General features: G+C 62.9%; 26 protein-coding genes. 16 read left to right on the plus strand and 10 right to left on the minus strand.

Going from position 1 to position 24600, the window contains the following annotated elements; translation table 11 throughout:
* Positions 1-94: 94 nt before the first annotated feature.
* The gene (locus NE609_RS07820) at positions 95-436 is read right to left on the minus strand and encodes an SLOG family protein (RefSeq protein WP_256152222.1); all 342 of its coding nucleotides are present in this window, start codon (positions 434-436) and stop codon (positions 95-97) included.
* Positions 437-696: 260 nt separating this feature from the next.
* On the opposite strand from NE609_RS07820, the gene spoIVB reads away from it, so the two are divergent.
* From spoIVB to NE609_RS07835, 3 genes are all read left to right on the plus strand, one after another.
* Positions 697-1914 (plus strand): SpoIVB peptidase, encoded by a 1218-nt coding sequence (gene spoIVB / locus NE609_RS07825; protein ID WP_121585887.1) that lies wholly within the window; start codon positions 697-699, stop codon positions 1912-1914.
* Between the two features lie 139 nt (positions 1915-2053).
* Positions 2054-2833 carry a sporulation transcription factor Spo0A gene (gene spo0A, locus NE609_RS07830; RefSeq protein ID WP_121585885.1) on the plus strand — a complete coding sequence of 260 codons (780 nt, stop codon included), beginning with the start codon at positions 2054-2056 and terminating at the stop codon, positions 2831-2833.
* A gap of 163 nt (positions 2834-2996) precedes the next feature.
* Positions 2997-3164, plus strand: coding sequence for a DUF1540 domain-containing protein (locus NE609_RS07835; protein WP_121585883.1), 168 nt, complete (start codon positions 2997-2999; stop codon positions 3162-3164).
* Positions 3165-3231: 67 nt separating this feature from the next.
* Here NE609_RS07835 and NE609_RS07840 read toward each other — a convergent pair whose 3' ends face one another.
* Entirely contained in the window at positions 3232-4083 is an 852-nt protein-coding gene (locus NE609_RS07840; RefSeq protein WP_256152223.1) for an endonuclease/exonuclease/phosphatase family protein, read from the minus strand.
* Between the two features lie 243 nt (positions 4084-4326).
* Between NE609_RS07840 and NE609_RS07845 the strand changes: the two genes are divergently transcribed.
* From NE609_RS07845 to NE609_RS07860, 4 genes are read left to right on the plus strand one after another with little or no spacing between them, the layout of a single operon-like run.
* Complete coding sequence (locus NE609_RS07845; protein WP_256152224.1) at positions 4327-5295, plus strand: aldo/keto reductase; 969 nt, start codon at positions 4327-4329, stop codon at positions 5293-5295.
* A 4-nt stretch (positions 5296-5299) separates the two neighbouring features.
* Positions 5300-5635 carry a Smr/MutS family protein gene (locus NE609_RS07850; RefSeq protein ID WP_172439229.1) on the plus strand — a complete coding sequence of 112 codons (336 nt, stop codon included), beginning with the start codon at positions 5300-5302 and terminating at the stop codon, positions 5633-5635.
* The gene (locus NE609_RS07855; RefSeq protein WP_256152225.1) at positions 5635-6771 is read left to right on the plus strand and encodes a DUF3810 domain-containing protein; all 1137 of its coding nucleotides are present in this window, start codon (positions 5635-5637) and stop codon (positions 6769-6771) included. The genes NE609_RS07850 and NE609_RS07855 overlap by 1 nt, the downstream gene beginning before the upstream one ends.
* A 41-nt stretch (positions 6772-6812) precedes the next feature.
* Positions 6813-7307: a hypothetical protein gene (locus NE609_RS07860; protein WP_256152226.1), complete on the plus strand. Its 495-nt coding sequence runs from the start codon at positions 6813-6815 to the stop codon at positions 7305-7307.
* A 62-nt stretch (positions 7308-7369) separates the two neighbouring features.
* On the opposite strand, the gene NE609_RS07865 is transcribed toward NE609_RS07860, so the two are convergent.
* Complete coding sequence (locus tag NE609_RS07865; protein WP_256152227.1) at positions 7370-8086, minus strand: hypothetical protein; 717 nt, start codon at positions 8084-8086, stop codon at positions 7370-7372.
* A gap of 373 nt (positions 8087-8459) precedes the next feature.
* Between NE609_RS07865 and guaB the strand changes: the two genes are divergently transcribed.
* Both guaB and NE609_RS07875 read left to right on the plus strand, forming a co-directional pair.
* Complete coding sequence (gene guaB, locus NE609_RS07870) at positions 8460-9932, plus strand: IMP dehydrogenase (protein WP_172439228.1); 1473 nt, start codon at positions 8460-8462, stop codon at positions 9930-9932.
* A 101-nt stretch (positions 9933-10033) separates the two neighbouring features.
* Complete coding sequence (locus tag NE609_RS07875; RefSeq protein WP_256152228.1) at positions 10034-10792, plus strand: NAD(P)-binding domain-containing protein; 759 nt, start codon at positions 10034-10036, stop codon at positions 10790-10792.
* A 229-nt stretch (positions 10793-11021) separates the two neighbouring features.
* Here the strand turns inward: NE609_RS07875 and NE609_RS07880 are convergent, their stop codons facing one another.
* Together NE609_RS07880 and NE609_RS07885 are read right to left on the minus strand one after the other, a co-directional pair.
* The gene (locus NE609_RS07880) at positions 11022-11579 is read right to left on the minus strand and encodes a FumA C-terminus/TtdB family hydratase beta subunit (protein ID WP_101551171.1); all 558 of its coding nucleotides are present in this window, start codon (positions 11577-11579) and stop codon (positions 11022-11024) included.
* Positions 11560-12333 (minus strand): hypothetical protein, encoded by a 774-nt coding sequence (locus tag NE609_RS07885; protein ID WP_101551169.1) that lies wholly within the window; start codon positions 12331-12333, stop codon positions 11560-11562. The genes NE609_RS07880 and NE609_RS07885 overlap by 20 nt, the downstream gene beginning before the upstream one ends.
* Before the next feature lie 233 nt (positions 12334-12566).
* Here NE609_RS07885 and NE609_RS07890 point away from each other — a divergent pair, with 233 nt between their 5' ends.
* Positions 12567-13202: an HAD family hydrolase gene (locus tag NE609_RS07890; protein WP_256152229.1), complete on the plus strand. Its 636-nt coding sequence runs from the start codon at positions 12567-12569 to the stop codon at positions 13200-13202.
* Here the strand turns inward: NE609_RS07890 and ytvI are convergent.
* Entirely contained in the window at positions 13199-14278 is a 1080-nt protein-coding gene (gene ytvI / locus NE609_RS07895; RefSeq protein WP_256152230.1) for a sporulation integral membrane protein YtvI, read from the minus strand. The genes NE609_RS07890 and ytvI overlap by 4 nt on opposite strands.
* Positions 14279-14533: 255 nt before the next feature.
* On the opposite strand from ytvI, the gene NE609_RS07900 reads away from it, so the two are divergent.
* The 4 genes from NE609_RS07900 to NE609_RS07915 all read left to right on the plus strand — a co-directional run bounded on the left by NE609_RS07900 (position 14534) and on the right by NE609_RS07915 (position 18505).
* Positions 14534-14977, plus strand: a complete 444-nt coding sequence (locus NE609_RS07900; RefSeq protein WP_242970844.1) for an ACT domain-containing protein — start codon at positions 14534-14536, stop codon at positions 14975-14977.
* Between the two features lie 38 nt (positions 14978-15015).
* Positions 15016-16260: a homoserine dehydrogenase gene (locus tag NE609_RS07905; protein ID WP_121585866.1), complete on the plus strand. Its 1245-nt coding sequence runs from the start codon at positions 15016-15018 to the stop codon at positions 16258-16260.
* Entirely contained in the window at positions 16260-17153 is an 894-nt protein-coding gene (gene thrB / locus NE609_RS07910) for a homoserine kinase (protein ID WP_101553233.1), read from the plus strand. Before NE609_RS07905 ends, thrB begins: the two co-directional genes overlap by 1 nt.
* Positions 17154-17299: 146 nt before the next feature.
* Entirely contained in the window at positions 17300-18505 is a 1206-nt protein-coding gene (locus tag NE609_RS07915) for an aspartate kinase (protein WP_101551161.1), read from the plus strand.
* 166 nt (positions 18506-18671) lie between these two features.
* Here NE609_RS07915 and NE609_RS07920 read toward each other — a convergent pair whose 3' ends face one another.
* Both NE609_RS07920 and NE609_RS07925 read right to left on the minus strand, forming a co-directional pair.
* A complete protein-coding gene (locus tag NE609_RS07920) occupies positions 18672-20030 on the minus strand; it encodes a hypothetical protein (protein ID WP_256152231.1) in 1359 nt (452 codons plus the stop codon).
* A gap of 266 nt (positions 20031-20296) precedes the next feature.
* Complete coding sequence (locus NE609_RS07925) at positions 20297-21121, minus strand: hypothetical protein (protein ID WP_256152232.1); 825 nt, start codon at positions 21119-21121, stop codon at positions 20297-20299.
* Positions 21122-21361: 240 nt separating this feature from the next.
* Between NE609_RS07925 and NE609_RS07930 the strand changes: the two genes are divergently transcribed.
* Together NE609_RS07930 and NE609_RS07935 are read left to right on the plus strand one after the other, a co-directional pair.
* Positions 21362-22366: a sugar-transfer associated ATP-grasp domain-containing protein gene (locus NE609_RS07930; RefSeq protein ID WP_256152233.1), complete on the plus strand. Its 1005-nt coding sequence runs from the start codon at positions 21362-21364 to the stop codon at positions 22364-22366.
* 24 nt (positions 22367-22390) lie between these two features.
* Positions 22391-22651 carry a hypothetical protein gene (locus tag NE609_RS07935; RefSeq protein ID WP_256152234.1) on the plus strand — a complete coding sequence of 87 codons (261 nt, stop codon included), beginning with the start codon at positions 22391-22393 and terminating at the stop codon, positions 22649-22651.
* A 71-nt stretch (positions 22652-22722) separates the two neighbouring features.
* On the opposite strand, the gene NE609_RS07940 is transcribed toward NE609_RS07935, so the two are convergent.
* A complete protein-coding gene (locus tag NE609_RS07940; protein ID WP_256152235.1) occupies positions 22723-23517 on the minus strand; it encodes an ABC transporter ATP-binding protein in 795 nt (264 codons plus the stop codon).
* Positions 23504-24400 (minus strand): ABC transporter permease, encoded by an 897-nt coding sequence (locus tag NE609_RS07945; protein ID WP_121585853.1) that lies wholly within the window; start codon positions 24398-24400, stop codon positions 23504-23506. The genes NE609_RS07940 and NE609_RS07945 overlap by 14 nt, the downstream gene beginning before the upstream one ends.
* Positions 24401-24600: the final 200 nt, after the last annotated feature.

The raw sequence follows: 24600 nt of genomic DNA on the forward strand, positions 1-24600 counted from the left end.
GCCGGGTCGGCGCTCGTCAGAGAGCCGACTCGACTTTTATGTATTGTTACCGTCATATGACTATTTTAAAAAAAATTTATCGAAAAATTGGGAATTATGGAATGTGGATGATCCGGAAGGGCGTGCCCGTTTCAACACATTTGCGCAGGGTGTCCGCCGTGCCGCGCGACCTGCCGTCCCAGAAGGCGAGCACAAGGTCGGCGTACCCGACGATCTCGCTGTTGCGCACGAGCGGAGCGAAGCGCCCGTCCCGCTCATAATCGGGCCGGAAGACGCGGATCGGCAGCCCGAGCCGCCCGGCGGCCTGCTCGGCAAGCGCGTCCACGCCCGCGGCGCCGCCGCTCACCAGCTCGGAGGCGTTCTGCGGGATGTGGGAGATGAGCTCGTCCAGGCCGTATCCGTAAATTTCCCGGGACCCGATGATTGCCACCCGCATTTCCATCCGTCCTTTCCGCTGCCTTTTTTTCAAAAAAACCGGCGGCGCTCCACCCAGATCCAGTATAGCAGATACCGGAACTTTTTACCACCGTGCGCAGGCAAAATCAGGGCGCGCGGCGGCGCGGGCGTTCGGGCTCAAATATTTTTTGCTCCCAAAAATCATTGAAGTTATTCCCCGCAATATTCAGATTATCCGGTGGAACAGTAAAAGCGTGAAATTTCTTTTTTTGAATTTGATGAATACAGGGGGATATTCCAATGAGAAAGCTGATACAGAAAGTCGCGGGAGCACTCTGCCTGGCGGTCGTCGCCGTACAATCGCTCGCGCTCTATACACAGGCGGTCCTGCCCGACCACTATTATGTGGCGGCGGGCGAGACCCTCACGATCAATTCCACGCTGCCCATCACGACGGAATCATCGGGCGACAGCCTGCCCGTCGAAGCCTACTCCACCGCAGGCAACAGTTATAATGTGGACCTCAAGCTCCCTTACGGCGTCGAGATCAAGCAGGTCCAGGTCCAGGTGGTCGACCGTTCGATGGTGGTCCCGGGCGGCACGCCGTTCGGCATTAAAATGTTCACCGAGGGCGTCATTGTCGTCGGCATGAGCGACATTCCCTGCGGCGGCGAAAGCCGCAATCCCGCCAAGGAGGCGGGCGTCAAGGTGGGCGACATCATCACCGCGATGGACGGGCACGCGGTACAGACCAACGAGGACGTCGGCGCGGTCGTGACGGCCAGCGGCGGAAAGCCGGTCAGCATCGAATTCCAGCGCAGCGGGCAGGAGCTCTCCTGCAGCATGACGCCGGTCAAGAGCGACGACGGCAGCTACCGCGCAGGCATCTGGGTGCGCGACTCGTCCGCGGGCATCGGCACCCTCACCTATTATAACCCGTCGAGCGACGTGTTTGCGGGTCTGGGACACGCGATCTGCGACGTGGATACGGGCAACATCATGCCGCTGCACTCGGGCGAGATCGTCGACGTGAGCATCACCGGCGTGCATAAGGGGGAAAGCGGCGCGCCCGGCGAGCTGCGCGGCAGCTTCACCGGCTCCCGGACGGGCGAACTGCTGATCAACTCGCAGGTTGGGATCTTCGGGACCGGCGGGCAGCCGTCCGCGGGGGCCGAGCCGGTGCCGCTGGCGCTGCGCTACGAGGTGGTCGAGGGCCCGGCGACCATCCGCTGCACCCTTGACGACAGCGGGCCGAAGGAGTACGCGATAAACATCGAAAAAGTCAGTATCGGGGAAAATAATCCGACCAAAAATATGGTAATCCGCGTGGTCGATTCAGAGCTTCTGGCAAAAACCGGCGGGATTGTGCAGGGAATGAGTGGCAGCCCGATCCTGCAAAACGGCAAGCTGGTGGGCGCTGTAACGCATGTTTTCGTCAACGATCCGACTCGAGGCTACGGAATTTTTGCGGAAAACATGGAAAAGATGTCGTCATCCGTCGAAAGAGGGCGGGAATGACACCGGGAAATTCAACAAACTTTTAACAATTTCGGACGCGGATTTCTTCGTCAAACTTACGGGAAAAAGGTTGTCATAATTTCCAAAAAGTGATAATATCTTATCAGGGAAACGGGAGGACATGGAGGCGTATTAGTAAGTGAAGGATCAGACAAAAGTGCTAATCGTGGAGGGTGGCGGAGAATATTGCGCGAAATGCGCGGCTCTCTTGAAAACCTACGGATTCGACACGGTGGTCGCGCCCAAAGACGGACTGGCCGTCGCGCAGCTGATCGGGGAAACCCGTCCCAAGGTGGTTTTGATGGATGTGTTCATGCCGAGGCTCGACGCCATCGGGGTCATGAACTCGGTGAAGGAGATGGGGCTCGGCTACGAGCCGCGCTTCATGGTCACCTCGACCTTCAGCAACCAGATGCTGGAAAACGAACTGATGTCCGCAGGCGCCTGCTACTTCTTCCTGATGCCGTTCGATCCGGAGGTGATGGTGGAGCGAATCGTCAAGCTGGCGGGCGTTCCCTCCGCGCCGATCGGCGCGGGCGCGGAACACGCCGCCGGCGGGGAACCGAACCTCGAACTCATGGTCACGGAGATCATCCACCAGATCGGCGTCCCGGCGCACATCAAGGGTTACCACTATGTCCGGGAGTCGATCATGCTGGCGGTCCAGACGCCCGAGATTATCAACTCGGTCACAAAGCTGCTCTATCCCACCGTCGCCAAAAAGTTCGGCACCACCGCCTCGCGCGTTGAACGCGCGATCCGCCACGCGATCGAGGTCGCGTGGGACCGCGGAGACGTCGACACCCTCAACAGCTACTTTGGATATACGATCCACAACGGCCGCGGCAAGCCGACCAACAGCGAATTCGTCGCGATGATCGCCGACAAGCTGCGGCTCCGCCTGAAAAACGCAAACTGACTTTCCCGCGAATCCGCCCCGGCCGTCCGGCCGGGGCGGATTTGTTTTTCCAGTTGCCCGATTCAAATATTTTCGCGCGCGCGGGACATACTAATCGGGACGTAACAAGATGGGTTACGTCCCCGTTTGCAACACGTGCGAGAATTTAAGGAGGCGTTTTTTCATGGACAACTGCAAAGCGAACAAGTGCATCGAGTGCACCGTCACCCAGTGCCGGAACCACTGCGAGACTTCCAACTACTGCGCGCTGGACCGCATCCGCGTCGGCACCCACGAGATGAACCCGACCATGGATCAGTGCACCGACTGCCTGTCCTTTCAGTGCAAGTAAAGGAACCCGGTGAAAAACGTCCGCGGCGAATCGCCACGGACGTTTTTTTATTTCGGTATGGACGCGGTCATGCGGTGCAGGTGCGCGCCTCGGCGCGCAGGCGGAGAGTGGCCTCGAGCGGGTAGTGGTCGGACGGGTAGCGGCCGTCGATCGGGTCGGTGACCACGTGGCTCTCGACGATCTCAAACTCGTCGGAGACGAAGATGTAGTCGATCGGCTGTGAGCCCGGCTTCACCCGTCCGCTGAAGTTGTGGAGGGTGTTGTGGACCTCCGAAGGCTCGAAGCGGGAGTAGACGTCGGTGAGGTGGATGCCCGGGAATTCCTCGAGCTGGCTGTGGAGCATCCGGACCGGGCGGCTGCCCGGCTTGGCGTTGAAGTCGCCCATCAGCACGGTCGGCAGCGCGCGCTCCTCGTTGAAGCGCTCCATATAGCCGAGGATGACGCGGATGCCCAGCGTGCGGGCGATGCCGCAGATGTGGTCGAGGTGGGTGTTGAAGACGCGGATCGAACGCCCGAGATCCTTGAGGTAGATCTCCGCGACGGTGCAGATGCGCGGGAAGATGGCGTAATAGGCGCGCGAGAGGTGCTCGGGCTCCTTGGAGAGCCAGAAGGTCTTGATCAGATTCACCTTTGCGCTGTCGTTTTTGATGATGATGTCGCTGTGCTCGTCGCTTTGGGGCCGGATGCCCGAATAGCGGCCGAAGCCGAGGACGCTGTAGTCGACGTCGAGCAGGCGGCTGACGTCCTCCCGCATATTTGGGAGCAGCTCCTGCACGCCGATGATCGTCGCGCCGCTCTCGCGGATGTACTGCGCGGCGAGGGCGCGCCGTTCCGACCATTTGTGAGAGCGGTGCAGCGGGAGGCCGAAGTCCCGCTTGAGGTTGAAGGAGATCACGCGGATCAGATCGTTGCCGTTCATGCTATCACCTGTATCAGAAGTTCTGTAGTTTATTGTAACACCTTAGTTTGAGCAATTCAATGCGGTCGGATGTAAATCTGCCGTTTCCACGCGCATGTAAAATGAGGAAGGGAAACCGCCTGACTTTGGCAGCGTCAAATTCCGACCCGCGCTTGTAAAAAAGGCAAAATTTCGATATAATGTCCATAAAGAATTTCCCTGCCGCGCAGGGCTGAATATGCGGACGAACAAGGAGGGCTTTGGATGAAATTCATGGACGTGCAGGCCGCCGGAGGCACGCTGAAACTTGCGAAAATCGCGCGCGGGGCCGATTATTTCGGGGTGCGCATCCCCGAGGATCGGGCGTTTTCCCTGATGGACCGCTACCTCGAGCTGGGCGGCAACGTCATCGACACCGCCCGCATCTACGGGCGAGCGGAGGCCCGCGACGCGTCCTATTCCAACAGCGAGCCGATCGTCGGGCGGTGGCTCAAATCACGCGGGACGCGCGACAGGGTGGTACTCATCACCAAGGGCGCGCACCATGTGATGGAGGATCCGTCGCAAAAGCGGGTGAACCGCGCCTGCATCGACAGCGACCTGGAAACCTCCCTGCGCGAGCTGGGGGTGGACAGCGTGGACATCTACTTCCTCCACCGAGATGACCCGGAAAAGCCGGTTTCGGAGATCATGGACGCGCTCGACCGGCATGTGAAGGCGGGCAGGATCCGTGCGCTGGGCGCCTCCAACTGGACCTGCGCGCGCATCGCGGAGGCGAACGCCTACGCCCGCGCGAACGGGAAAACGCCCTTTACGGTGTCCCAGATCCAGTGGGGCGTCGCCTATGTGAAGCCGGGCGCGTGGCCCGACCCGACCCTTGTGAGCATGACCTCGGAGGAGTACGCGGGCTATCTCGCGCTCGGCATCCCCGTCATGGCGTTTTCTCCGCAGGCGGGCGGGTATTTTTCCAAAATGATTTCGGGCGAGCCGCTCCAGCCCAAGTTTGCCGAGCGGTACGACGGCCCGGAGAACCGCCGCAGGCTCGCGGCGCTCCGGGAGATCTGCGCGCGCACCGGCGCGTCGCCGGCGGCGGTGCTGCTGGGCTACATCACCTCGAACAGGCTGCCGGGCAGCGCGGTGATCGGCTGCTCGACGCTCGAACAGCTCGAGGACAGCATGTCCGCCTGCGACCTCACCCTCAGCGAGGCGGACATCGCCGCGCTGGAGCAGTGAGATGGTGGCGGCGGTAAACCTCGAGGCGGGCATGCCCACGGTTGAGATCGCGCTCCGGCGGCTCGAGCTGGGGCTCTCCGACGCGCGGATGCGGCATGCGGCCGCGGTGCGCCTCATCCACGGCTACGGAAGCAGCGGCCGGGGCGGCGCGATCCACGACGGCGTACATAGCCATCTCGCCCGGATGAAGTCGCAGGGCAAAATCCGGGAATTTGTCCCGGGGGAGGAATTTTCCCCCTTTTCGCAGCAGGCGCGCAATGCGCTCGCGCTCTGCCCGGAGCTCTCCCGCGACCGCGATTTCGCCCGTGAAAACAGGGGCGTCACGCTGGTGGTGCTCTGATGCGCGCCGCCGTCCGGGAACGGCTGCGCCCGCGCGGGCTGTTGCGCCGCTGGTGGCCGGTGCTTCTGACGCCGGCCGGGCTTTTGCTCGTCTGGCTCGCGAGGCGGGACCCGTGGGGGACCGAGCGCCTCTTTTCCGAGGGGCTCTATCCGCTGCTCGCGCGCCCCGTCGGCGCGCTGACCTCGCTGCTGCCCTTCTCCCTCTTCGAGATGGGCGTGATCGTCCTGCTGGCCGCCGCGCTTCTGTGGATCGGACGGGGAATCTTCCGGCTCGCGCGCTTCCTGCGCGGAAGGGGAGAGCCGCCCCGGTTCGGGAAGACGCTGTGGCTGCTCGTCAACGGACTGAGCATCCTTTTTTTCCTCTTCGTCATCACCTGCGGGCTCAATTACTACCGCCCCGAGTTCGCCGCGTTCAGCGGACTGGCGGTGCGCGACTCCTCCGCGGAGGAGTTGGCCGCGCTCTGCGGCGAGCTCGCGCTGGAGGCGAACGCCCTGCGCGAGGGGCTGCCCGAGGACGCGTCCGGCGTCATGCGGCTCACGGAGGATTTTTCGGGAAACGCTGCGCGGGCGCGGGCGGATTTCGCGAAGCTGGAGGAGGATTACAACGTCCTCCCGGCCTTTGCGATCACCCCCAAGCCGGTGCTCAACTCCACCCTGATGTCGATGGCGCAGATCACCGGGGAATTCACCCTGCTCACCTTTGAGGCGAACATCAACACCCTAGCACCCGACTACTCGGTGCCCGCCACGATGTGCCACGAGCTCGCGCACACGCGGGGGTTCATGCGGGAGGACGAGGCGAACTTCATCGGGTACCTCGCCTGCCGGAAGAGCGATTCGCCCGAATTCCGCTACAGCGGCGTGATGCTCGCGCTGGTGCACGCAGAGAACCGGCTCTACGCCACCGACAGGGAGCTCTTTTTCCAGGTGGACGCGCTGCTTTCCGACGGGGTGCGGCGCGACTTCGCGGCGAACAACGCCTACTGGGCGCGGTTTGAGGGTCCGGTCGCCGAGGTCAGCACCGCGGTCAACAATACCTACCTGCGCGCCAACAACCAGTCGGACGGCGTCAAGAGCTACGGCCGGATGGTCGACCTGCTGCTCGCCGATTACCGGCAGCGGCACGGAATGGAATGATCGCGAATGCATCTTGGACGCCGTAGCAAGGAGAGGGTTTCATGATTGTTGAAATTTGCAGTGTGGTTATCGCGGCTTGTGCGCTCTTTGTTTCCGTTTTTACGGCCTACATCCAGAAAAAACATGACCGGATCAGTATCATGCCGATATGCTTTATCGTGGAAAAATGCCATGAAGGGAATCTTGCGGTTCTGATCAGGAACCTGGGTTTGGGCGCGATGACAATTGACAAGGCCTTGATGACGCGTGGAGAAGAGGTCCATGGCAATTTGATCGAGATGATGCCCAAGGTCAAGCAGAAGTGGGAGGGCTTTTCCCTCGAGATTGAAGGACGGACGATCCTGCCTACGCAGGAAATCGTCCTCATTGCCATTAATCCCAAGAGTGAATCCATACGGCAGGCCGTTAAGGACGCTCTGACCGGAGTGGAGGTGTCGATCTCGTTCCATGATGTCTATGGGAAAGAATATCACAAGGAAAAACGGCTTGGAGGATGGGGGATCTTGGAAAAGGATTTTGGTTATGTTGCAAAATAAAGATCGTAAAACCGGCCCCGCTTTCTCAAACGAGAAAGCGGGGCCGGTTGCTTCAAACGGGCTTATTTCGCTTCGATCGAGACGAGCTGGAGGAAGGGCATTCCGTTGAGGCGGTTGACGCGGAAGGTGAAGAGGGAGGTGCGCACGGGGGTCAGGTAGGAGGTGTCCCCCTCCTCGAAGAAGTCGACGTCGTAGGCGACGCCGCCGTCGGGCGCGCCCTTCGGCTCGGAGGTTGCGAAGTTTTGCAGCTCCCCCTCATAGCCGAGGGTGTAGCCGTAGGTCTGCATGTCCGGGTCGTAGCGGGGGGACTCGGTGAAGGAGAAGCCCTCGATGCCGAAGAGGCGCTGGGCCATATCGTCGATCACCGTGTCGGGGATGAGGTAGTTGCCCTTGTCGTCCTGGTCGAAGAAATAGCCGAGCAGGTCCTTCATCCGGAACGCCTCCATCTGACAGAAGAAGAGCACGCGGTCGGGGTCCAGCTCGGAGGTGGAGGAGAGGCTCTCCGTGCCGCCGAAATAGTTGAGGAACTGGCTCAGCGACTGGTTGATGAGCTTCATGTCCGCGTCGGTCAATTCGGGCAGGGGGTATTCCGGCTCCTGCTCGTCCGGCTCGGACGACTGGGGCTCCGGCTCCTCCGGTTCGCTGGCGGGTTCCTCCGGCTCGCTCTGAGAAGCCGGTTCCTCCTCGGGGACGGGGGAGGCCTCCCGCGAAGCGCAGCCCGACAGGGCCAGCGACAGGATCAGAAGCACGCAGAGCGTGCCGGTCACAAATCTTTTCATTAAAACGCCTCCTGACGTCGTCATTTCTATCTGGACCTATTCTATCATGCGCCGGGCGCGCGGTCAACCGGCTCCGCGTCCTCCGCGGCTGGTCCGGGCGGGGTGGAGCTGCCTGCCGGCAGCGGACAATACGGCGCTGTTCCGCCGGGGTGGAGAGAGGCGGACGACCGGCGGGAGCCGCCGTCCGCGGCGTCCTTTGTATTTCCCCGGCGCACAGAACCGCCGCAGTGCACCGCATACAGGATTTAGTGCTCGGGGGTGCAAAATTTAGCAATAAAGGCTATTGATTGCGTCAGGGATAAGTGCTATGATAGTAAAAATATAACCGCCTGCAAGGGCGCGGAATACTGATGAGATGAGGAATGGAGGACGTATGCTGAATACGAATGCAAGTGAAAAATTCACGAAGGAAGGGCTCACCTTCGACGACGTGCTGCTGGTTCCCGCGCGTTCCGAGGTGGTCCCCGCGGATGTGGACATCTCCACCGAGCTGGTCAGGGGAATCCGGCTCAACTCCCCCTTTCTGACCGCCGCGATGGATACCGTCACCACCTCCAAGATGGCGATCGCGATCGCGCGCGAGGGCGGCATCGGCATCATCCACAAGAACATGAGCATCGAGCGGCAGGCCGACGAGATCGACACCGTCAAGCGTTCGGAAAACGGCGTCATCGCCAACCCGTTCTACCTTTCGCCCGAGCATTTCGTCTATGACGCGGACGAAATCATGGGCAAGTATAAGATTTCCGGCGTGCCCATCTGCGAGAACGGAAAGCTCGTCGGCATTCTTACCAACCGCGACCTGCGCTTCCTCGAGGACTACGGCATCAAGATCAAGGAGGTCATGACCAAGGACCACCTGGTCACCGCTCCGGTCGGCACCACCCTTGACGATGCCCGTCAGATCCTGCGCAAGCACAAGATCGAAAAGCTCCCGATCGTCGACGGCGAGGGGTATCTGCGCGGACTCATCACGATCAAGGACATTGAAAAGGCGGTCCAGTACCCCAATTCCGCGCGCGACAGAGGCGGGAGGCTGCTGGCGGGAGCCGCGGTCGGCATCACCCACGACTATATGGACCGCGTGGACGAGCTGATCAAGGCGAGCGTCGACGTGCTCGTGCTTGACTCCGCCCACGGGCAGCAGACCAACATTTTCACTTGCTTAAAAGCCATCAAGCAGAAATATCCCGAAATCCCCATCATCGCAGGCAACGTGGCCACCGCCTCCGGCACCGAGGACCTCATCAAGGCGGGCGCGGACGCGGTCAAGGTCGGCATCGGCCCCGGCTCGATCTGCACCACCCGCGTCGTCGCGGGTATCGGCGTGCCGCAGCTGACCGCCGTCTACGACGCGGCCTGCGCCGCCTCCAAATACGGCGTGCCCGTCATCGCGGACGGCGGCATCAAATATTCGGGCGACATCGTCAAGGCGCTTGCCGCCGGCGCATCGACCGTCATGCTCGGCTCGCTGCTCGCGGGCTGCGCGGAAAGCCCGGGAGAGGTCGAAATCTACCAGGGCCGCAGCTTCAAGGTTTACCGCGGCATGGGCTCGCTCGCCGCGATGGGCGAGGGCTCGAGCGACCGCTACTTCCAGGAGGGCAAAAAGAAATTTGTCCCCGAGGGCGTCGAGGGCCGCGTCCCCTACAAGGGTACCGTTGCGGACACGATCTACCAGCTGATCGGCGGCATCAAGGCCGGCATGGGCTACACGGGCTGCAGGACGATCCCCGACCTGCACGAGCGCGCCCAGTTCATCAAGATCACCGGTGCGGGTCTCAAGGAGAGCCATCCGCACGACATCTACATCACCAAGGAAGCTCCCAACTACTCCCTCAATCCGTAATCTCCAATATCCCCCGGCCCTGCCGGGGGATATTTATTTCCTGTGGCAATCTTTCGGGGATTTTGTTATAATGAAACCATCAAAGCGGAGGGGGTGCGCCCATGGAGATCGGCGTGATCGGGCTGGGCGGTAACGGCCGCGCGGTCGTCGGACAGCTGCTTGAAAAGACGGCGCGGAACCTCTCGGTCTACGACCCGGACGGCAGGAGCGTCCGCCGCGCCGTAAACGTCTGCGCCACGGCGGCCGAGCTCTGCGACCGCTGCGATCGAATCGTGGTCGCGCTTGACGCCTCCGCCGACCTGACGCGCCTTTGCAACAGCATCGCGCCCTTCGTGCGTCCGGGGCAGATCTTCATCGACCTCACCGACACCTCCCCCGCGCTCGCGCACGCGGCCGCAAACGGGATGCGCCGCCTCGGCGCGGCCTATATTGACTGCGGTGTGTTCGGCCGGGAGGGGCTCGACGGGCCGTTCATCCTCTTCGCGGGGGGCGACAGCGAGGCGTTCGCCGCGGTGCTGCCGCTCATCCGCTGCTTCGCGCCCGACTGTCACTACGCGGGACCGCCCGGCCGCGGGCGCGCGATGCGTGTCATCTGCCGGGCGCTTGCCGCGCAGCTCATGCGGGGCGTCGACGAGGCCGCCGCGCTCGCCGCCTCCTTCGGCGTTGGGCGGGAGGCGTTCACCTCCGCGCTCGCGGCCTTTGAGCGGATCGCCGACCCGCTCGCGGAGCTCGGGGGCGGCTTGCCCGGCTTTTCCGCCGGGGAGCTCGCGGAGGACGCCGCGCTCGCCTCCGAGATGGCACGGCGCGCGGGGCTCGAACTCGGCGGGCTCTTTGCCGCCGGGGAGCGCGCGGAAACATAGACGGGAAATATCGGGCGGGCCGCGTGAGCGGCCCGCCTTTTTGGCGCGGCGGGGGAGACGGACCGGGGGCGGGACCGCCCTGCCGCAGGCAGGGCGAGGCGGGCGGAGCCCGCCCGCGCCGTCCGCGGGACGGCGCGTCCCGCCCCCCGAGCCTCGCCCTCAGCGGCGCGCCTCGCGGCTTCAGGACGCAAAAAGAGCGCCGGAGACTTTCGTCTCCGACGCTCGTGCGCTACGCTTCTTTGCGGTATGCGGCGCGCCCCGCGTCAAAGAGGTTTTGACCGGCGCAGTCCGCCGCGACGATGAGGGGGAAGCCGCGGACGGTGAGGCGCTTGACCGATTCGCACCCCAAATCCTCGTAGGCGATGACCTCGCAGGAGGTGATGCACTGCGCCGCGAGCGCGCCGGCCCCGCCGATCGCGCAGAGATAGACGCCGCGGTTGCGGACGATCGCGTCATAGACCTCCCGCGAGCGGCCGCCCTTACCGATGGTGGCGGTCAGCCCCCGGTCCATCAGCGCGGGGGTGTAGGGGTCCATGCGTCCCGAGGTGGTGGGCCCGCAGGAGCCGATCGCCATACCGGCGGGCGCGGGGGTCGGCCCCGCGAAGTAGATGCACGCGCCTTCAAGCGGAAAGGGGAGCGGCTCCCCGGCCCTGAGCGCGGCCATCATCCGTTTGTGCGCCGCATCGCGCGCGGTGTAGATGGTGCCCGACAACAGGACGCGGTCGCCCGCGCGCAGCTCCGGGGCCTTTTCGGAGAGCGCGGAGGCGTCAATCCGGAAGGTGTTCATCCACGGCACCTCCCAGGTATCCCGCTTCGTCCGCGGGCTCGGAGAAGGGCGGCTGCTCCTCGGTGTAATCCAGCCGCGTGTCGTCGCCGAATTTCTTTTCGACCTGCCGCACGACCTCCTGCATCACGTCGATGCGGTCGTTGAGCACGAAGAGGATCTCCTCAATCGACTTGCGCAGGCGCGCCGCGTCCCCCTTGAAGCTGCCGAGCTCGCTGTAGAAGTTGCGCATGTAGGCATGCGCCTGGTCGGTGATCTGCGCGGCCTTGCCGTTTGCCTCGGCGATGATCTGGTCGGCGTTTCGCTTCGCCTCGATCATCGCGTCGCCGATCTGGCCGGACAGCTCGTCGTATTTTTTGCTCTTATAGTCGAGGCTCTCCGCCTTGAACTGAAGCTGGCGGCCGCGTTCGATCTGGATCTGCAGCTCGCGTTCGCTGTCGGAAAGCTGTTTTTGCAGGGCCTTGTTCTGGGTGTCGAGCTCGGAGATCATCTCCTGCGCCTGCCGCGCGATGCCGCGTTCCTTTTCCAGCTGCTCGGCCACGGCGGTCAGCTTGCCCTCCTGGTCGGCGAGCTGGGCTTCCAGCTTTTTGATGTGCGCGACCTGCGAGTCCTGCGCGCGCGCGTATTCCTCCAGCTTTGCGGCATAGTCCGCCTCCGCGGCGTGGAACTGCTCGTTGAGCGCATCAATATAGCTGAGCACCGATTTCTTATCAAAGCCGCCAAAAGTGGTGGTCTTAAAAGTCCCCGCTTCTCCCATAATTCGACATCCTTTCCGATGGTTCGTGGAATGGTCTGATAGATATTATCAGTATATCATGATCCCCCCAAAAAACAAAGGAATATTTTATTGGAGCGGCGCGGGGGAAATCCGTGGGAGGGTGGGCAAAAAATTCCTTTCTTCGCGGCAATATTTCTCGATGTTGCACAATATGATTCCGATTTTTTGTGTGATATACTAAAACAGGTATCATATGGATGGAGGATGTATGGATGAAAAAACTGGCCGCATTCGATCTCGACGGGACCCTGAGCCAATCGGACAGGTTCCTGCTGCCCGCCTACCGCAAGGCGCTTACGCTTACCGGGCGCGACCCTCTGCCGGACAGCCTGCTGATGACGCTGATCGGCGGGACCGCCGCCGACAACGCCAGGGTGATCTCACCCGACGGCTCGATGGAGACATACGAGGAATTCAATTTCCACGTCGTCCAGGCGATCCGGGAGACGATCCCCGGTCTGGCGCGCGCCTATCCGGGGGTGGAAGAGAGCCTCCGGGAACTCCGGAGGCTCGGCTATAAAATCTATCTCTGTTCCAACGCGCGGCGCGAATATACCGATCTCGTCCTCGGGCAGATCGGGCTGCTGCCCCTCTTCGACGGCACGCCCGAGGGCCGGGATGGCTGGGACAAGCCGCAGCTGCTGGCCCACATCCTCGAAACCGAGCGCCCCGGTGCGGCCGTCATGGTGGGCGACCGGCACTTCGACAGGACGGCCGCGCGGGAAAACGGAGTTCCCTTCGTCGGCTGCCTCTACGGGCTGTTCCCCGCGGAGGTCACGGGCGCGGACGCGGAGGTCAAAAGCGCGGGCGAGCTGCCCGAAGCGATCGAACGGCTGACCGCCCTTTAAGCCTCGGCCCGCCGTTCGGGGGCCGCTCCCGTCCACAGGTAGCGTCCGAGCAGCACGGCGACCGGCGCGGCAAGCATCCCCCAGAATCCCGCGATTTTAAGTCCCGCGTACATGGCGGTGATCGTCACGATGGGGTGCAGGCCGATCTGGTTGCCCACGATGCGCGGCTCGAGGATGTTTCGCAGCACCTCGATGAGCGCGAAGAGCAAGATGAGCCCCACGCCGCCCACAAGGTCGCCCCCCGCGATCAGCACGATCCCCCACGGGACGAGGATGGTGCCGGTGCCGATGAGGGGCAGGATGTCGAGCAGGGCGATGGCGGCGGCCACCGGAAGCACATACTGGAAACCGAGCAGCCACAGTCCGGCGAGCAGTTCCAGGAAGGTAACCGCCACGATGATCGTGTAGGCGCGCACCATCTTCCACACCGTCTCCCGCCCAAACCGCTGGAGCCCGCGCAGGCGTTCCTCCCATTTGCCGGGGAAGAGCCCGCAGAGGAAAGCGCCCACCTGCCGGTAGCCGGTCGCGGTGAGCATGCTGATCACGACGGTGAAAACCGCCGCGATCAGCAGGATGGGCAATTTAGCCGCCAGACCGGCGGCCCAGCTGACGAGATGGGTGGAGCCGTCGACCGCCGCCTGGCGGATGGTGTCGGACACCGCGCCCGAAAACTGCTCAAGCCCGCCCTCCGCCGAGGCCCCGAAGCGCCCGGCGAGCCCGTAGAACCATCCGCTGAGCTGGTCGAACAGCGGCGCGACGTTTTCGGCGTAGAGCTCGGGCAAGCGGAGCAGCAGCTCGTAGAGCTGGGCGAGCAGGATGGTGAGGAAGAGAGCGAGCATCCCCGCCGCCACGAGGTAAAAAAAGAGGAGCACGAGGACGGCGGCGCAGGACTCCTTCATGTGCGTTTTTTTTGCGAATTTCAACGTCGCGGGGCGCAGCAGCGCCGCCACCCCCGCGCCCAGGAAGAAGGGCAGCGTCCAGCAGAGCAGGTAGCGCACGGCAAAATAGACCGCCGCGCCGAGCGCCGCATAATAGAGGATACCCACCACGACGCGGAATTTGTCGTCCGCCTGCACGCCGCCGCCTCCTTTCAACAAAATGGTTCCTATAAAGGGTATGCAGACGGCGGCGAAAAAACACCGGTTCGTACGGTGCGAAAAACATTGGCAGGACTGCTGCCGGAATGGAAAAAATCCAGCCAGGCAGTTCCCCATGGACATCTTCACCAGAACCGATCTGCAAAATCTGCGAATCTGTGACAAAGTGACGGTTTACTTTGGCGGGTAGGTGTGGTATAGTGTATTTGTCTGTAATACAAAAGTATGCGAGGGGTGGACGCTTTGTCCGAAAATTTGAAATTCCTGCTGGTCGACGCGCAGGTTTTGCCGGATGTATTCCTCAAGGTCGTGCAGGCGAAGATGCTGCTGGCGCAGGGCAAGGCCAAAAGCTCCTCGCAGGCGGCGCAGATGGCGGGCATTTCCCGCAGCGCGTTCTATAAGTATAAGGATGCGATCTATCTGTACGACGAGCGGATGAACGAGAACCTCGTGACCTTCTACCTGACGCTCGAGGACCGCCCCGGCGTGCTCTCCTCGCTGCTGAGCTCCTTTTACAAGGCCGGCGCGAACATCATCACCGTCAACCAGAACATTCCGGTCGACGGCGTGGCGATCGCGACGGTGTCGGTGCGCACCAATCAGTCGAGCCTCTCCCGCTCGGAGATGATCGAAATGCTTGGCGCGCTCGACGGAATCGTCGAGGCCAAGACGATCTGATCCCTTTCCCGTCAAAATACGTTTGGAGGTACCATGTCATGATCAATATCGCGGTTCTGGGCTGCGGCACCGTCGGTTCCGGCGTTGTCGACGTGTTTTTCAAAAATAAGGAGAGCCTTGAAAAGAAGGCGGGACAGGAGCTCGATCTCAAGTACATCCTCGATGTGCGCGATTTCCCCGACAGCCTCTATGCCGACCGGTTCGTCAAGGATTTCAACGTCATCCTAAACGACGACAGCGTTTCAATCGTCGTCGAGGTGATCGGCGGGCTCGAGCCCGCCCACGAATATACCCGTGCCTGCCTCGAACGGGGCAAGAGCGTGGTCACCTCCAACAAGGAGCTGGTCGCGCAGTACGGCGCGGAGCTTTTGGATATCGCCCACAGCCGCCATGTCAACTACCTCTTTGAGGCGAGCGTCGGCGGCGGCATCCCGATCATCCGCCCGTTGCACATGTGCCTGGCGGCCAACCGCATCGAGGAGATCGCCGGCATCCTCAACGGCACCACAAACTTCATCCTGACCAAGATGTTCCGCGAGGGCGTCACCTTTGACAGCGCGCTCGCGCTCGCCCAGAAGCTCGGCTATGCCGAGCGCAACCCCGCCGACGACGTCGAGGGCAAGGACGCCTGCCGCAAAATCTGCATCCTCGCCTCGCTGGCGTTCGGCTCCCACGTCTATCCGCGGGACGTTTACGCCGAGGGGATCACGCGGATCACCCAGGAGGACGTGGCCTACGCGGCCGGGTGCGGCAGCGTCATCAAGCTGATCGGCCGCGCCAAACGGGGGGTGAACGGCGCGCCCATCACCGCCATGGTGACTCCCGCGTTCGTCAGCCACGACAGCCAGCTCGGCAACGTGGACGACGTCTTCAACGGCATCCTCGTGCGCGGCGACGCGACGGGCGACGTGGTCTTCTATGGCAAGGGCGCGGGCAAATACCCGACCGCCTCGGCGGTGGTCGGGGACGTGATCGAGTGCGCCAAGGCCACCGATACCAGCCCCTCGCTGCGCTGGGAGAAATCGAACGGCGGCAACGTCGCCCCGCGTGAGGACAACGTCACCGCGATGTACCTGCGCTGCCGCTCCTTCGAGAGCAATTCGCTCGAGGACGCGGTGGAGCTCTTCGGCAAGGTCAAGGCGCTCTCCCGCGACGGCAAGCCCTCCAACGAGGCCGCTTTCATCACCCCCGCCGCGACCGAGCGGGAGATCGACGCCGCCTGCAAAAAGCTCGAGGAGAAGGGCGTGTCGATCCTCAGCAAGATCCGGGTGCTCGACTATTGATGCTGAAGCTGCGGATTCCGGCCACCAGCGCCAACATCGGGCCGGGCTTTGACTCGATCGGGCTGGCGGTCGGCCTCTATAACTATGTCACGCTGGAGGAGTACGACGGGCTTGCCATCGAATCGCTCGACGGCAAGGAGATTCCCACCGACGAGACGAACCTCGTCTATACGACCGCCAAACGGCTCTACGAGCTGTGCGGCGTGCCCTTCCGGGGGCTTAAGATCGGCCAGATCAACAACATCCCGCTGACGCGCGGGCTGGGCTCCAGCTCCGCCTGCGTGATCGCCGGGCTCAAGGGCGCAAACCGCCTGATGGGGAACCCCGTCTCGGACGACGAGCTGCTGAACCTCGCCGCCGGGATCGAGGGGCATCCCGACAACTCCACCCCCGCGCTGACCGGCGGGCTTGTCACCGCCGTCTTCGACGGGAAAAAGGTGTGGTACGTCAAGCAGGAGATCAAAAACGACCTGCGCTTTGTCGCGATCATCCCCGATTTCGAGCTGTCGACCGCGAAGGCGCGCGGCGTCCTTCCCGACACGGTGCCCCGCCGGGACGGGGTCTTCAACCTCTCCCGCGCCGCGCTCATGTCCGTCTCCCTCTACAGCGGAAACTACCACAACCTGCGCGTCGCGGCGGACGACCGCCTGCACCAGCCCTACCGCATGGGGCTCGTGAAGGGCGGCGGAGAAGTGATGGACGCCTGCTTCCAGCTCGGCGCCTACGCTGCCTACCTGAGCGGCGCGGGGCCCACCATCATGGCGATTGTCGACGCGAACCTGCGCGATTTCGGCGACTGCATCGCGCGGCGGCTCCCGGAATTGGGACTGGACGGCTGGCAGGTGCATACACTGTCTATAGATAATGCCGGCACCGTCATCGAACGGGTTTAGAAAGAGGCCCGGGCATGTTTTTGAGCACGGGCAGCGCCTGCTGCTGAGGCAGGGCGGCCGGCCTGACGTAAAGTTTTGAAGGGGTCCCGGGGGTACTTTTTCAAAAGTTCCCCCGGGCGTACTACATAGATCTGGAGGAAAACCATATGAACCTGGTTGTACAGAAGTTCGGCGGGTCGTCCGTGAAGGATTCCGAACGCATCTTCAATGTGGCGCAGATCATCTCCGACACCTACCGCGCGGGAAACAACGTGGTGGCGGTGGTGTCCGCGCAGGGCGACACGACCGACGACCTCATTGCCAAGGCGCAGGAGATCAACCCGATGGCCTCCAAGCGGGAGATGGACGTCCTGCTCTCCACGGGCGAGCAGATTTCCATGTCGCTGCTGGCGATGGCCATCGAGCGGATGGGGCTGCCGGTCATCTCGCTCACGGGGTGGCAGGCCGGCTTCCTGAGCGATTCCACCCACGGCGCGGCGCGCATCCGCCGCATCAACAAGGAGCGGCTCGACAACGAGCTCGCCAAACGCAACATCGTGATCGTGGCGGGATTCCAGGGGATCAACCGCTATGACGATATCACCACCCTCGGGCGCGGCGGTTCGGATACGAGCGCGGTCGCGCTGGCGGCGGCGCTGCACGCCGACCTCTGCCAGATCTATACCGACGTCGACGGCGTGTACACCGCCGACCCGCGGCTCGTTCCCGGCGCGCACAAGCTCGACGAGATCACCTACGATGAGATGCTCGAGCTCGCGACGCTCGGCGCGGGGGTGCTCCACAACCGCTCGGTGGAGATGGCGAAAAAATACAATGTCAACCTGGAGGTGCTCTCCAGCTACACCAAGAACCCCGGCACCAAGATTAAGGAGGCTGTCAAAGTGGAAAAGATGCTCATCAGAGGGGTGGCGCGTGATAACGACGTGGCCCGCATTTCGATCATCGGGGTGCCCGACCAGCCCGGAATCGCGTTCAAAATCTTCTCCCAGCTTGCCGCGAAAAAGGTCAACGTCGACATCATCCTCCAGTCGATCGGCCGTGACGATACCAAGGACATCAGCTTCACCGTCAACCGCTCCAACAAACAGCTCGCGCTCGAACTGATGGAGGACATCAACGAGCGCTGCGGCGGCAAGGGCATCATCTGCGACGACAACATCTCCAAAGTCTCGATCGTGGGCGCGGGGATGCAGTCCAATCCCGGCGTCGCTTCCAAGATGTTCGAGGCGCTCTCGGAAGCGAACGTCAACATCCAGATGATCTCCACGAGCGAGATCAAGATTTCGGTGCTCGTGGCGCTCGCCGACGGCGAACGCGCCGTCAGCGCGATCCACGACGCCTTCGACCTCTGAGAGAGATACAAACGCCGCCGGGAAACCGGCGGCGTTCAGCTTGTCGATCAAATCTTTGAGCATTTTACGCTACAAGGTGATATTGTCCGGCACATGTCCGGACAATATCAAAAGGTTATCAAAAAAGCCGCCCCATTCGGGGCGGCTTTTTCCGTTGCCATGTAATTTACGCGGCGTCCTGCGAAGCGGAGGCGGCCTCCTCTTCGGCGGGGCCGAGGTCGGCGGGGAAGGACTCGACCTCGAGGGTTTTCTCGGTGTCGCCGTTCACGGCGGCGGTGGCCAGGATCTGTCCGACCAGCAGGCGGAAGTTGTTGGAGGAGACGGTCGCACCCGCGACGGTGTCCATCTCGACCGGGTCGCCACCGGCGGCGTCCAGGTTGGAGCGCAGCTCCTTGGTATATGCCTCGGGGCTGGTGCCGGTCTTTTCCTCCATCTGCGCGGCCATTTCCGCGTCCTGCGATTTGAGTTTGTTCTCATCCGCCTTGGAGACCGCGTCGAACTCCTTGACCGAGACCTTGTCGCTGCGGATCTGGACGACGACGTAGTCCTTCCAGCCGTGCTCGTCGAACTCCTTCATCTGCGCCTTGTAGGTGCCGTCGACATAGCGCGGGGCGGTGATCTGGGTGCCGCCGCCCGAAATCATGCTGGCCAGCAGCGGCTTCATCAGCTTCTGAAAGGATTTCGCGGCCGCCGCGCCGCCCGTCGGGACGGAGAGGCTGTCGAGGTTTTCGTTCGAGTCGGTGAAAGCCTTGGCGATTGCCGGGTAGTAGACGGAAGGGGAGTCGGTCGCGCCCTCCTTGTTGAGGTCGGGATCGTCAGTGATGAGGACGGAGGGGTCCGATTCCTTCTGGGCGTTGAAGTCGATGTCTGTGATCAGGCCGTCCTTGACGGTGAGGCGGACGTAATCCTTCCAGCCGCTCGCGCTGAAGGAGGGCATGACCGCCTCATAGCTGCCGTCCTCATATTTGCCAAGCTCGACGGGGGTATGGTCGCCCGCTTTGGCGAATTTGAGCGCGGTGCGCATCATGCGCATGAACCGGTAGGTGTGTTCCTCTGCGCCCTCGACCGGCTCCATCCGTTCGAGATCGCCCTCCACCGCTTCATATTCGGCGACGATGTCCTTCATCTGGGCGTTGGCTTTGGCCTCGTACTCCGATTCCCCGGCGGGGGCGGCTTCGGAGGACGCGTCGGAGGAGGCCGGTTCCGACGGCGCGGCCGGTTCCGTGGGAGCGGAGGCCGCGTCCCCGGAGGTTTCCTCCGACGGGGCGGGCAGCGAAACGTCCTCCTTGCAGCCCGCCTCGACGATCGTGATCTCGTCGTTTTTGATCGAGATGGTCAGGTAGTCGAGCGTGCGGTCGAGCGCGGGGACGGCGTAGGAGACTGCGTATTCCCCGTCCTGGTAGTCGTAGGTCGGCGTCACAGGCTCAGGCGGAGCGGGCTCCGGCTCGGGTTCGTTCCGTTTGCAGGCGGAGAGCGCGCCGATCAGCAGCGCCGAAACAAGGAGCAGGGAAACGACTTTTTTCATCAGTAAGCCTCCGATATTTGACGGTTTTCCCGCGCGAATTTTGGTTCACAATAAAAGAAATTATACCATTTTGGCATCTGCAAGTCAATGACGCGCACCGGCCGGAAGGCCCGGCCAAAATCAGGAAACCCGTCTGCCAGACGCTGGCACGCGGTATAATCGGCGCGCGGACAGAAATGCTAATACCGGCTGTATCCGTATAAAAACCGAAGCGGCCGCCAAAAACGGCGGCCGCTCCGCGCGCCTGCCGGGCGCTCTGGGATGGATTATTCCGCGGCGGGCTCGGACGCGATGGGATTTTCAGGGGAGCCGAGCGGCGCCTCGACGAGCGCGTCTCCGCCGTCCGCCGGGGCTTCCGCCGCGGGCGCGGGCAGCTCGCCCGCCTCGGGCTCGGTGTAGGGGGAGATCTCCCACGCGGCGCTCTGCGGCGGCAGGCTGCGGGTCGAAGCGGGGCTGTGGATCACATGCAGCTTGTCGCCCGCCTTGAGGGAGGCAAAGTCAAGGTAAAACTGGGTGCTTTCGTCAACGTGGAAGACATACTGCATCCCGTCTTCCGTCAGCGGGTCGAGCAGCAGGGAACAGCCCTCTTCCTTTTCAGGGTCGGTGGTGATTTCGACGAGCGTGCCGTTGTAGACGACGAGGTCCTCCGAGATCAGGTCGTTGACCGCGATGGCGTCCACCGCGCCCGTCTCATCCGGCTCCCCGCCGTAATAGACCTCGAGGAACGCGCCGTTGCCCAGCTGGGCGCCGTCAAAGCCGTAATTGGTGTCCTCCGTGAGGGTCACCTTCAGCTCCTGCGGCAGGTCGGAGCCGGCGGCGCGGCGCATCAGCAGGACGGTCTGTCCCGCGTCATCCACCGCGAAGTCCTCGACGGTGCCGAGGAAGCGGGAGGCGTCCGCCACGGAGAGGCGCTCCTGCCCGGGCATGGCGGCGGGTTCCGCTTCGTTTTCCTCCGGCTCCGAGGACTCCTCCGCGGGTTCGGAAGCGGACGGCGCCGGCTCGCTCGGCTCGGCGGGCGTTTCGGGCGCGCCGCAGGCCGCGAGGGAGGCGGCGGTGGTGAGGGCGAGTAAAAGCGTCAGTAATTTTTTCATAGTTACCTCATTCATTCGTAATTTGTTGGCAGGAATCGCCTGCAAACAAACAGTGCGCGGCGACTTTCATTTTACTGCAAGGAAAACCGCCTGTTGAAAAATGACGGTTTTTGTGGTATCATTAGCACACTTTCTAATTGGCGCGGCCTGGCGCGCCGTGAGCGAACTCCGGGCCCGCCGCCGGCGGGCGGGGTCGCTGCCCCAGTATGCAGCCCGGCAAGGGAAGGGACGTGTGAGGCCATGCCGAATCTCAAATATGTGGCAAAGCGCATCGCGGGAATGAATTTCGGCGCGATGCTGGACACCGCGCGCACCGTAAAGGAACGTACGGGCAGGGGCGTGCTGCCCACCCTCGTGGATATGGCCGCCTGCGGCTTCAAGTACCAGGCGGGCTATATGGACTACCTCGTGTTCGAATTCTATCACCTCACCGCCGACCAGCGGAAGACCTACATCACGCGCGGCAAAAACAACGAATATGTGCGCCTTTTAAACCCCCGCGAGCACTGGCACCTGCTCGAGGACAAGGTTGAGTTCCTCAAGCGGTTCGACGGCTTCCACGGGCGCGACTGGATTGACCTGCGGGAGGCCGACCGCGCCGGGTTCGAGCAGTTCTGCGAGGCGCATCCCCGCGTCGTCGCAAAGCCGCTTGACGGCACCTGCGGGCGCGGCATCGAATTCATTGAGACGGGCACGCGGATCGTCGGGCTCTACGATATGCTCCGGGAGGGCAAGCAGTACCTCGTCGAGGAGTTCATTGTCCAGCACCCGGACATCAGCCGTATTTATCCGCTGTCGGTCAACACCCTGCGCCTCGTGACGATCAGCCGCGGCGGGAAGGTGCGCCTCGTCTTCTCGAGCATGCGCATCGGCAACGGCAAGCGGGTCGACAACCTCAACAGCGGCGGCATGGCGGTGCTGGTGGACGAAGAGACGGGTAAAATCTGCACCCCCGGCGCCGACAAGGACGGCAAGGCGTATTTTCAGCACCCGATGACGGGCGTCGACCTGATCGGCTGCGAGATCCCGATGTACCGCGAGGCGGTCGACCTGGTCAAAAAGGCGGCGTTGCACATCCCCGAGCTCGGCTATATCGGCTGGGACGTGGCGATTACGGAGGAGCGCCCCGTCATGATCGAGGCGAACCACTTCCCCGGGCACGACATCTACCAGTTTCAGGTGCACCTCGGCCCCGACCGTCTGGGGCTTGTCCCGCGCTTCGACGCGGCGATCGGGGAGCTCTGACCGCACACCGGAAAGGAGAATCCGATGAGTTTCTTCGCGTTGTTATTCCCGATGCTCCTGGCCGTCGGCCTCTATGCGCTCGTTCTGTGGATCATGTACCTCATCATCAAAACCGCGGTCAAAAACGGCATCCGGGACGCGCGGATGGACCCCGCCTCGGGGGACTGGCTCTACCGCGTGCTGCGCGGCGCTTTCCGGGACGCGCTCGAGGAGCACGCGCGCACGCAGACGCCGCCCGCCGCCTCGCAGAGTTCCGGCACGCCCGGGGACCCGCCCGCCGGCTGACCTACATAAAAAAACAACCGCCCGCCGGGCGGTTGTTTTTTTATTCTGATCATTTGTCCGGGCGGGTGCGGTCAGGAGAGCAGGAGGCGGTCGTTGTCCCCCTCTTTTTCGCTGTGGGCCCGGAAGAGCGCGAGCAGCCCGTCGACCGTCATGCCGGCGCGCTCCTCCCCCTTGAGGTCGAGGACGATGCGTCCCTCGTCCATCATGATCGTGCGGTTGCCCATCTCGAGCGACTGCTGCATGTTGTGGGTGATCATCATCGTCGTGATGTGGTCCCGCTCAACGATTTTTCGGGTGAGCTCAGAGACCTTCTCGGCGGTGCCCGGGTCGAGCGCCGCCGTGTGCTCGTCGAGCAGCAGCAGCTTGGGCGGCACGATCGTCGCCATCATGAGCGTCACCGCCTGCCGCTGGCCGCCCGAGAGCAGGCCCATCTTGGTTTTGAGCCGGTCCTCCAGCCCGAGCCCGAGCTCGGAGAGCTTTTCGCGGAAGAAGTCCTCGTCCTTCTTGTTGAGGCCGAGGCTCACCCCCTTCTTGATGCCGCGCAGGTAGGCCATCGCGAGGTTTTCCTCGATCGTCATGTTGGGCGCGGTGCCCGCCAGAGGGTCTTGGAAGAGCCGCCCGATCTGCCGCGCGCGCTTGTAGTCCCGCAGGAAGGTGATGTTTTTGCCGTCGAGCAGGATGTTGCCCGCGTCGACGAGGAAGTTCCCGGCGACCGCGTTGAAGAGGGTCGATTTACCCGCGCCGTTGCCGCCGATGATCGTGACGAAATCGCCCGGCGCGAGGGAGAGGTCGACGTCCACAAGGGCGCGACGCTCGTTGGGGGTGCCGGGGAAGAAGGATTTGCTGACCTTTCTAAGCTCCAACATCCTTGGCCGCCTCCTTCATCAGTTTATGGAGCCGGTAGCGGTCCGTCACCACCGGATAGGAGATCGCCAGCGTGACGATGACCGCCGAGATCAGCTTGAGGTCGGATGCGGCCATGCCGCGCGCCATGACGAACGCGTAGATGATGCGGTAGATGATCGCGCCGAGCACGACCGCGAGGATGTTGCGGGGGACGCTGGGCTTGCCGAAGATCGCCTCGCCGATGATGAGGGAGGCAAGCCCGATGACGACCATGCCGACGCCGGTATTCATGTCGGCGGAGTTCTGGTACTGGGCGATCAGCCCGCCCGAAAGCCCGACGAGGGCGTTGGCGAGGCCGAGGCCGAGGAACTTCATCCGGTCGGTGTTGATCGAGGAGGAACGCACCATCGTCTCGTTGTCGCCGGTGGCGCGGATGCACAGCCCCGTCGAGGTGCGGAAGAAGAGGACGAGGAAGAGGCAGACGAGCAGGGTGACGCAGAGCGCGACGAGCAGCTTGCCGAGGGAGAGGCCGGAGACGGGGGAGAAGACGGTATCCACCCGGAGCAGGGAGACCATCGAACGCCCGCCCATCACCCGCAGGTTGATGGAATAGAGCCCGGTCATCGCGAGGATGCCCGCGAGAATCGGCTGGATTTTCAGCTTGGTCTGCAAAAAGGCGCTCACCATGCCGGCGCACCAGCCCGCCGCAACGGCGAACAGGATGCCGAGACAGGGGTGGGCGGCGTCGGTGAATACGGCGGAGACGGCCGCGCCGAGGGTGAAGCTGCCGTCGACCGTCAGATCGGGGATATCGAGGACGCGGTAGGAGACGAAGAGGCCGAGCGCGACCAGCGCGTAGATGAGCCCCAGCTCCACGGCGCCCTGCAGGGCGAACAGGGTCATAAGGATCCTCCATTCCGCCGCTTCGCGTCGGCAAAAATCATTGGGAGCCGCGACACCTTATCACGCGAAGCAGGGGAATGATAAGATGGCTGCCGCGCGTGGGGCGGAAGGATCGCCCTGGGCGAGCAAAACCGTGCGGGGCTTTGCGGACGCAGCCGGCAAGCCCGCTCCCGCGCACCTGCTGGATCAGCCCGACGAGC

The organism is Anaerotruncus sp. DFI.9.16, from assembly GCF_024461615.1.
GTDB classification, from domain to species: domain Bacteria; phylum Bacillota; class Clostridia; order Oscillospirales; family Ruminococcaceae; genus Anaerotruncus; species Anaerotruncus massiliensis.

Excerpts from the sequence above, each read along its gene's own strand:
- NE609_RS07865 (WP_256152227.1), bottom strand. The coding sequence starts at position 8,086 with ATGAAAAGATTTGTGACCGGCACGCTCTGCGTGCTTCTGATCCTGTCG.
- NE609_RS07940 (WP_256152235.1), bottom strand. The coding sequence starts at position 23,517 with ATGTTGGAGCTTAGAAAGGTCAGCAAATCCTTCTTCCCCGGCACCCCC.
- NE609_RS07860 (WP_256152226.1), top strand. The coding sequence starts at position 6,813 with ATGATTGTTGAAATTTGCAGTGTGGTTATCGCGGCTTGTGCGCTCTTT.
- NE609_RS07845 (WP_256152224.1), top strand. The coding sequence starts at position 4,327 with ATGAAATTCATGGACGTGCAGGCCGCCGGAGGCACGCTGAAACTTGCG.
- spoIVB (WP_121585887.1), top strand. The coding sequence starts at position 697 with ATGAGAAAGCTGATACAGAAAGTCGCGGGAGCACTCTGCCTGGCGGTC.
- guaB (WP_172439228.1), top strand. The coding sequence starts at position 8,460 with ATGCTGAATACGAATGCAAGTGAAAAATTCACGAAGGAAGGGCTCACC.
- NE609_RS07835 (WP_121585883.1), top strand. The coding sequence starts at position 2,997 with ATGGACAACTGCAAAGCGAACAAGTGCATCGAGTGCACCGTCACCCAG.
- NE609_RS07890 (WP_256152229.1), top strand. The coding sequence starts at position 12,567 with ATGAAAAAACTGGCCGCATTCGATCTCGACGGGACCCTGAGCCAATCG.
- NE609_RS07915 (WP_101551161.1), top strand. The coding sequence starts at position 17,300 with ATGAACCTGGTTGTACAGAAGTTCGGCGGGTCGTCCGTGAAGGATTCC.
- NE609_RS07905 (WP_121585866.1), top strand. The coding sequence starts at position 15,016 with ATGATCAATATCGCGGTTCTGGGCTGCGGCACCGTCGGTTCCGGCGTT.
- thrB (WP_101553233.1), top strand. The coding sequence starts at position 16,260 with ATGCTGAAGCTGCGGATTCCGGCCACCAGCGCCAACATCGGGCCGGGC.
- NE609_RS07920 (WP_256152231.1), bottom strand. The coding sequence starts at position 20,030 with ATGAAAAAAGTCGTTTCCCTGCTCCTTGTTTCGGCGCTGCTGATCGGC.
- NE609_RS07875 (WP_256152228.1), top strand. The coding sequence starts at position 10,034 with ATGGAGATCGGCGTGATCGGGCTGGGCGGTAACGGCCGCGCGGTCGTC.
- NE609_RS07945 (WP_121585853.1), bottom strand. The coding sequence starts at position 24,400 with ATGACCCTGTTCGCCCTGCAGGGCGCCGTGGAGCTGGGGCTCATCTAC.
- NE609_RS07820 (WP_256152222.1), bottom strand. The coding sequence starts at position 436 with ATGCGGGTGGCAATCATCGGGTCCCGGGAAATTTACGGATACGGCCTG.
- NE609_RS07880 (WP_101551171.1), bottom strand. The coding sequence starts at position 11,579 with ATGAACACCTTCCGGATTGACGCCTCCGCGCTCTCCGAAAAGGCCCCG.
- NE609_RS07855 (WP_256152225.1), top strand. The coding sequence starts at position 5,635 with ATGCGCGCCGCCGTCCGGGAACGGCTGCGCCCGCGCGGGCTGTTGCGC.
- NE609_RS07885 (WP_101551169.1), bottom strand. The coding sequence starts at position 12,333 with ATGGGAGAAGCGGGGACTTTTAAGACCACCACTTTTGGCGGCTTTGAT.
- NE609_RS07925 (WP_256152232.1), bottom strand. The coding sequence starts at position 21,121 with ATGAAAAAATTACTGACGCTTTTACTCGCCCTCACCACCGCCGCCTCC.
- NE609_RS07935 (WP_256152234.1), top strand. The coding sequence starts at position 22,391 with ATGAGTTTCTTCGCGTTGTTATTCCCGATGCTCCTGGCCGTCGGCCTC.
- NE609_RS07840 (WP_256152223.1), bottom strand. The coding sequence starts at position 4,083 with ATGAACGGCAACGATCTGATCCGCGTGATCTCCTTCAACCTCAAGCGG.
- NE609_RS07930 (WP_256152233.1), top strand. The coding sequence starts at position 21,362 with ATGCCGAATCTCAAATATGTGGCAAAGCGCATCGCGGGAATGAATTTC.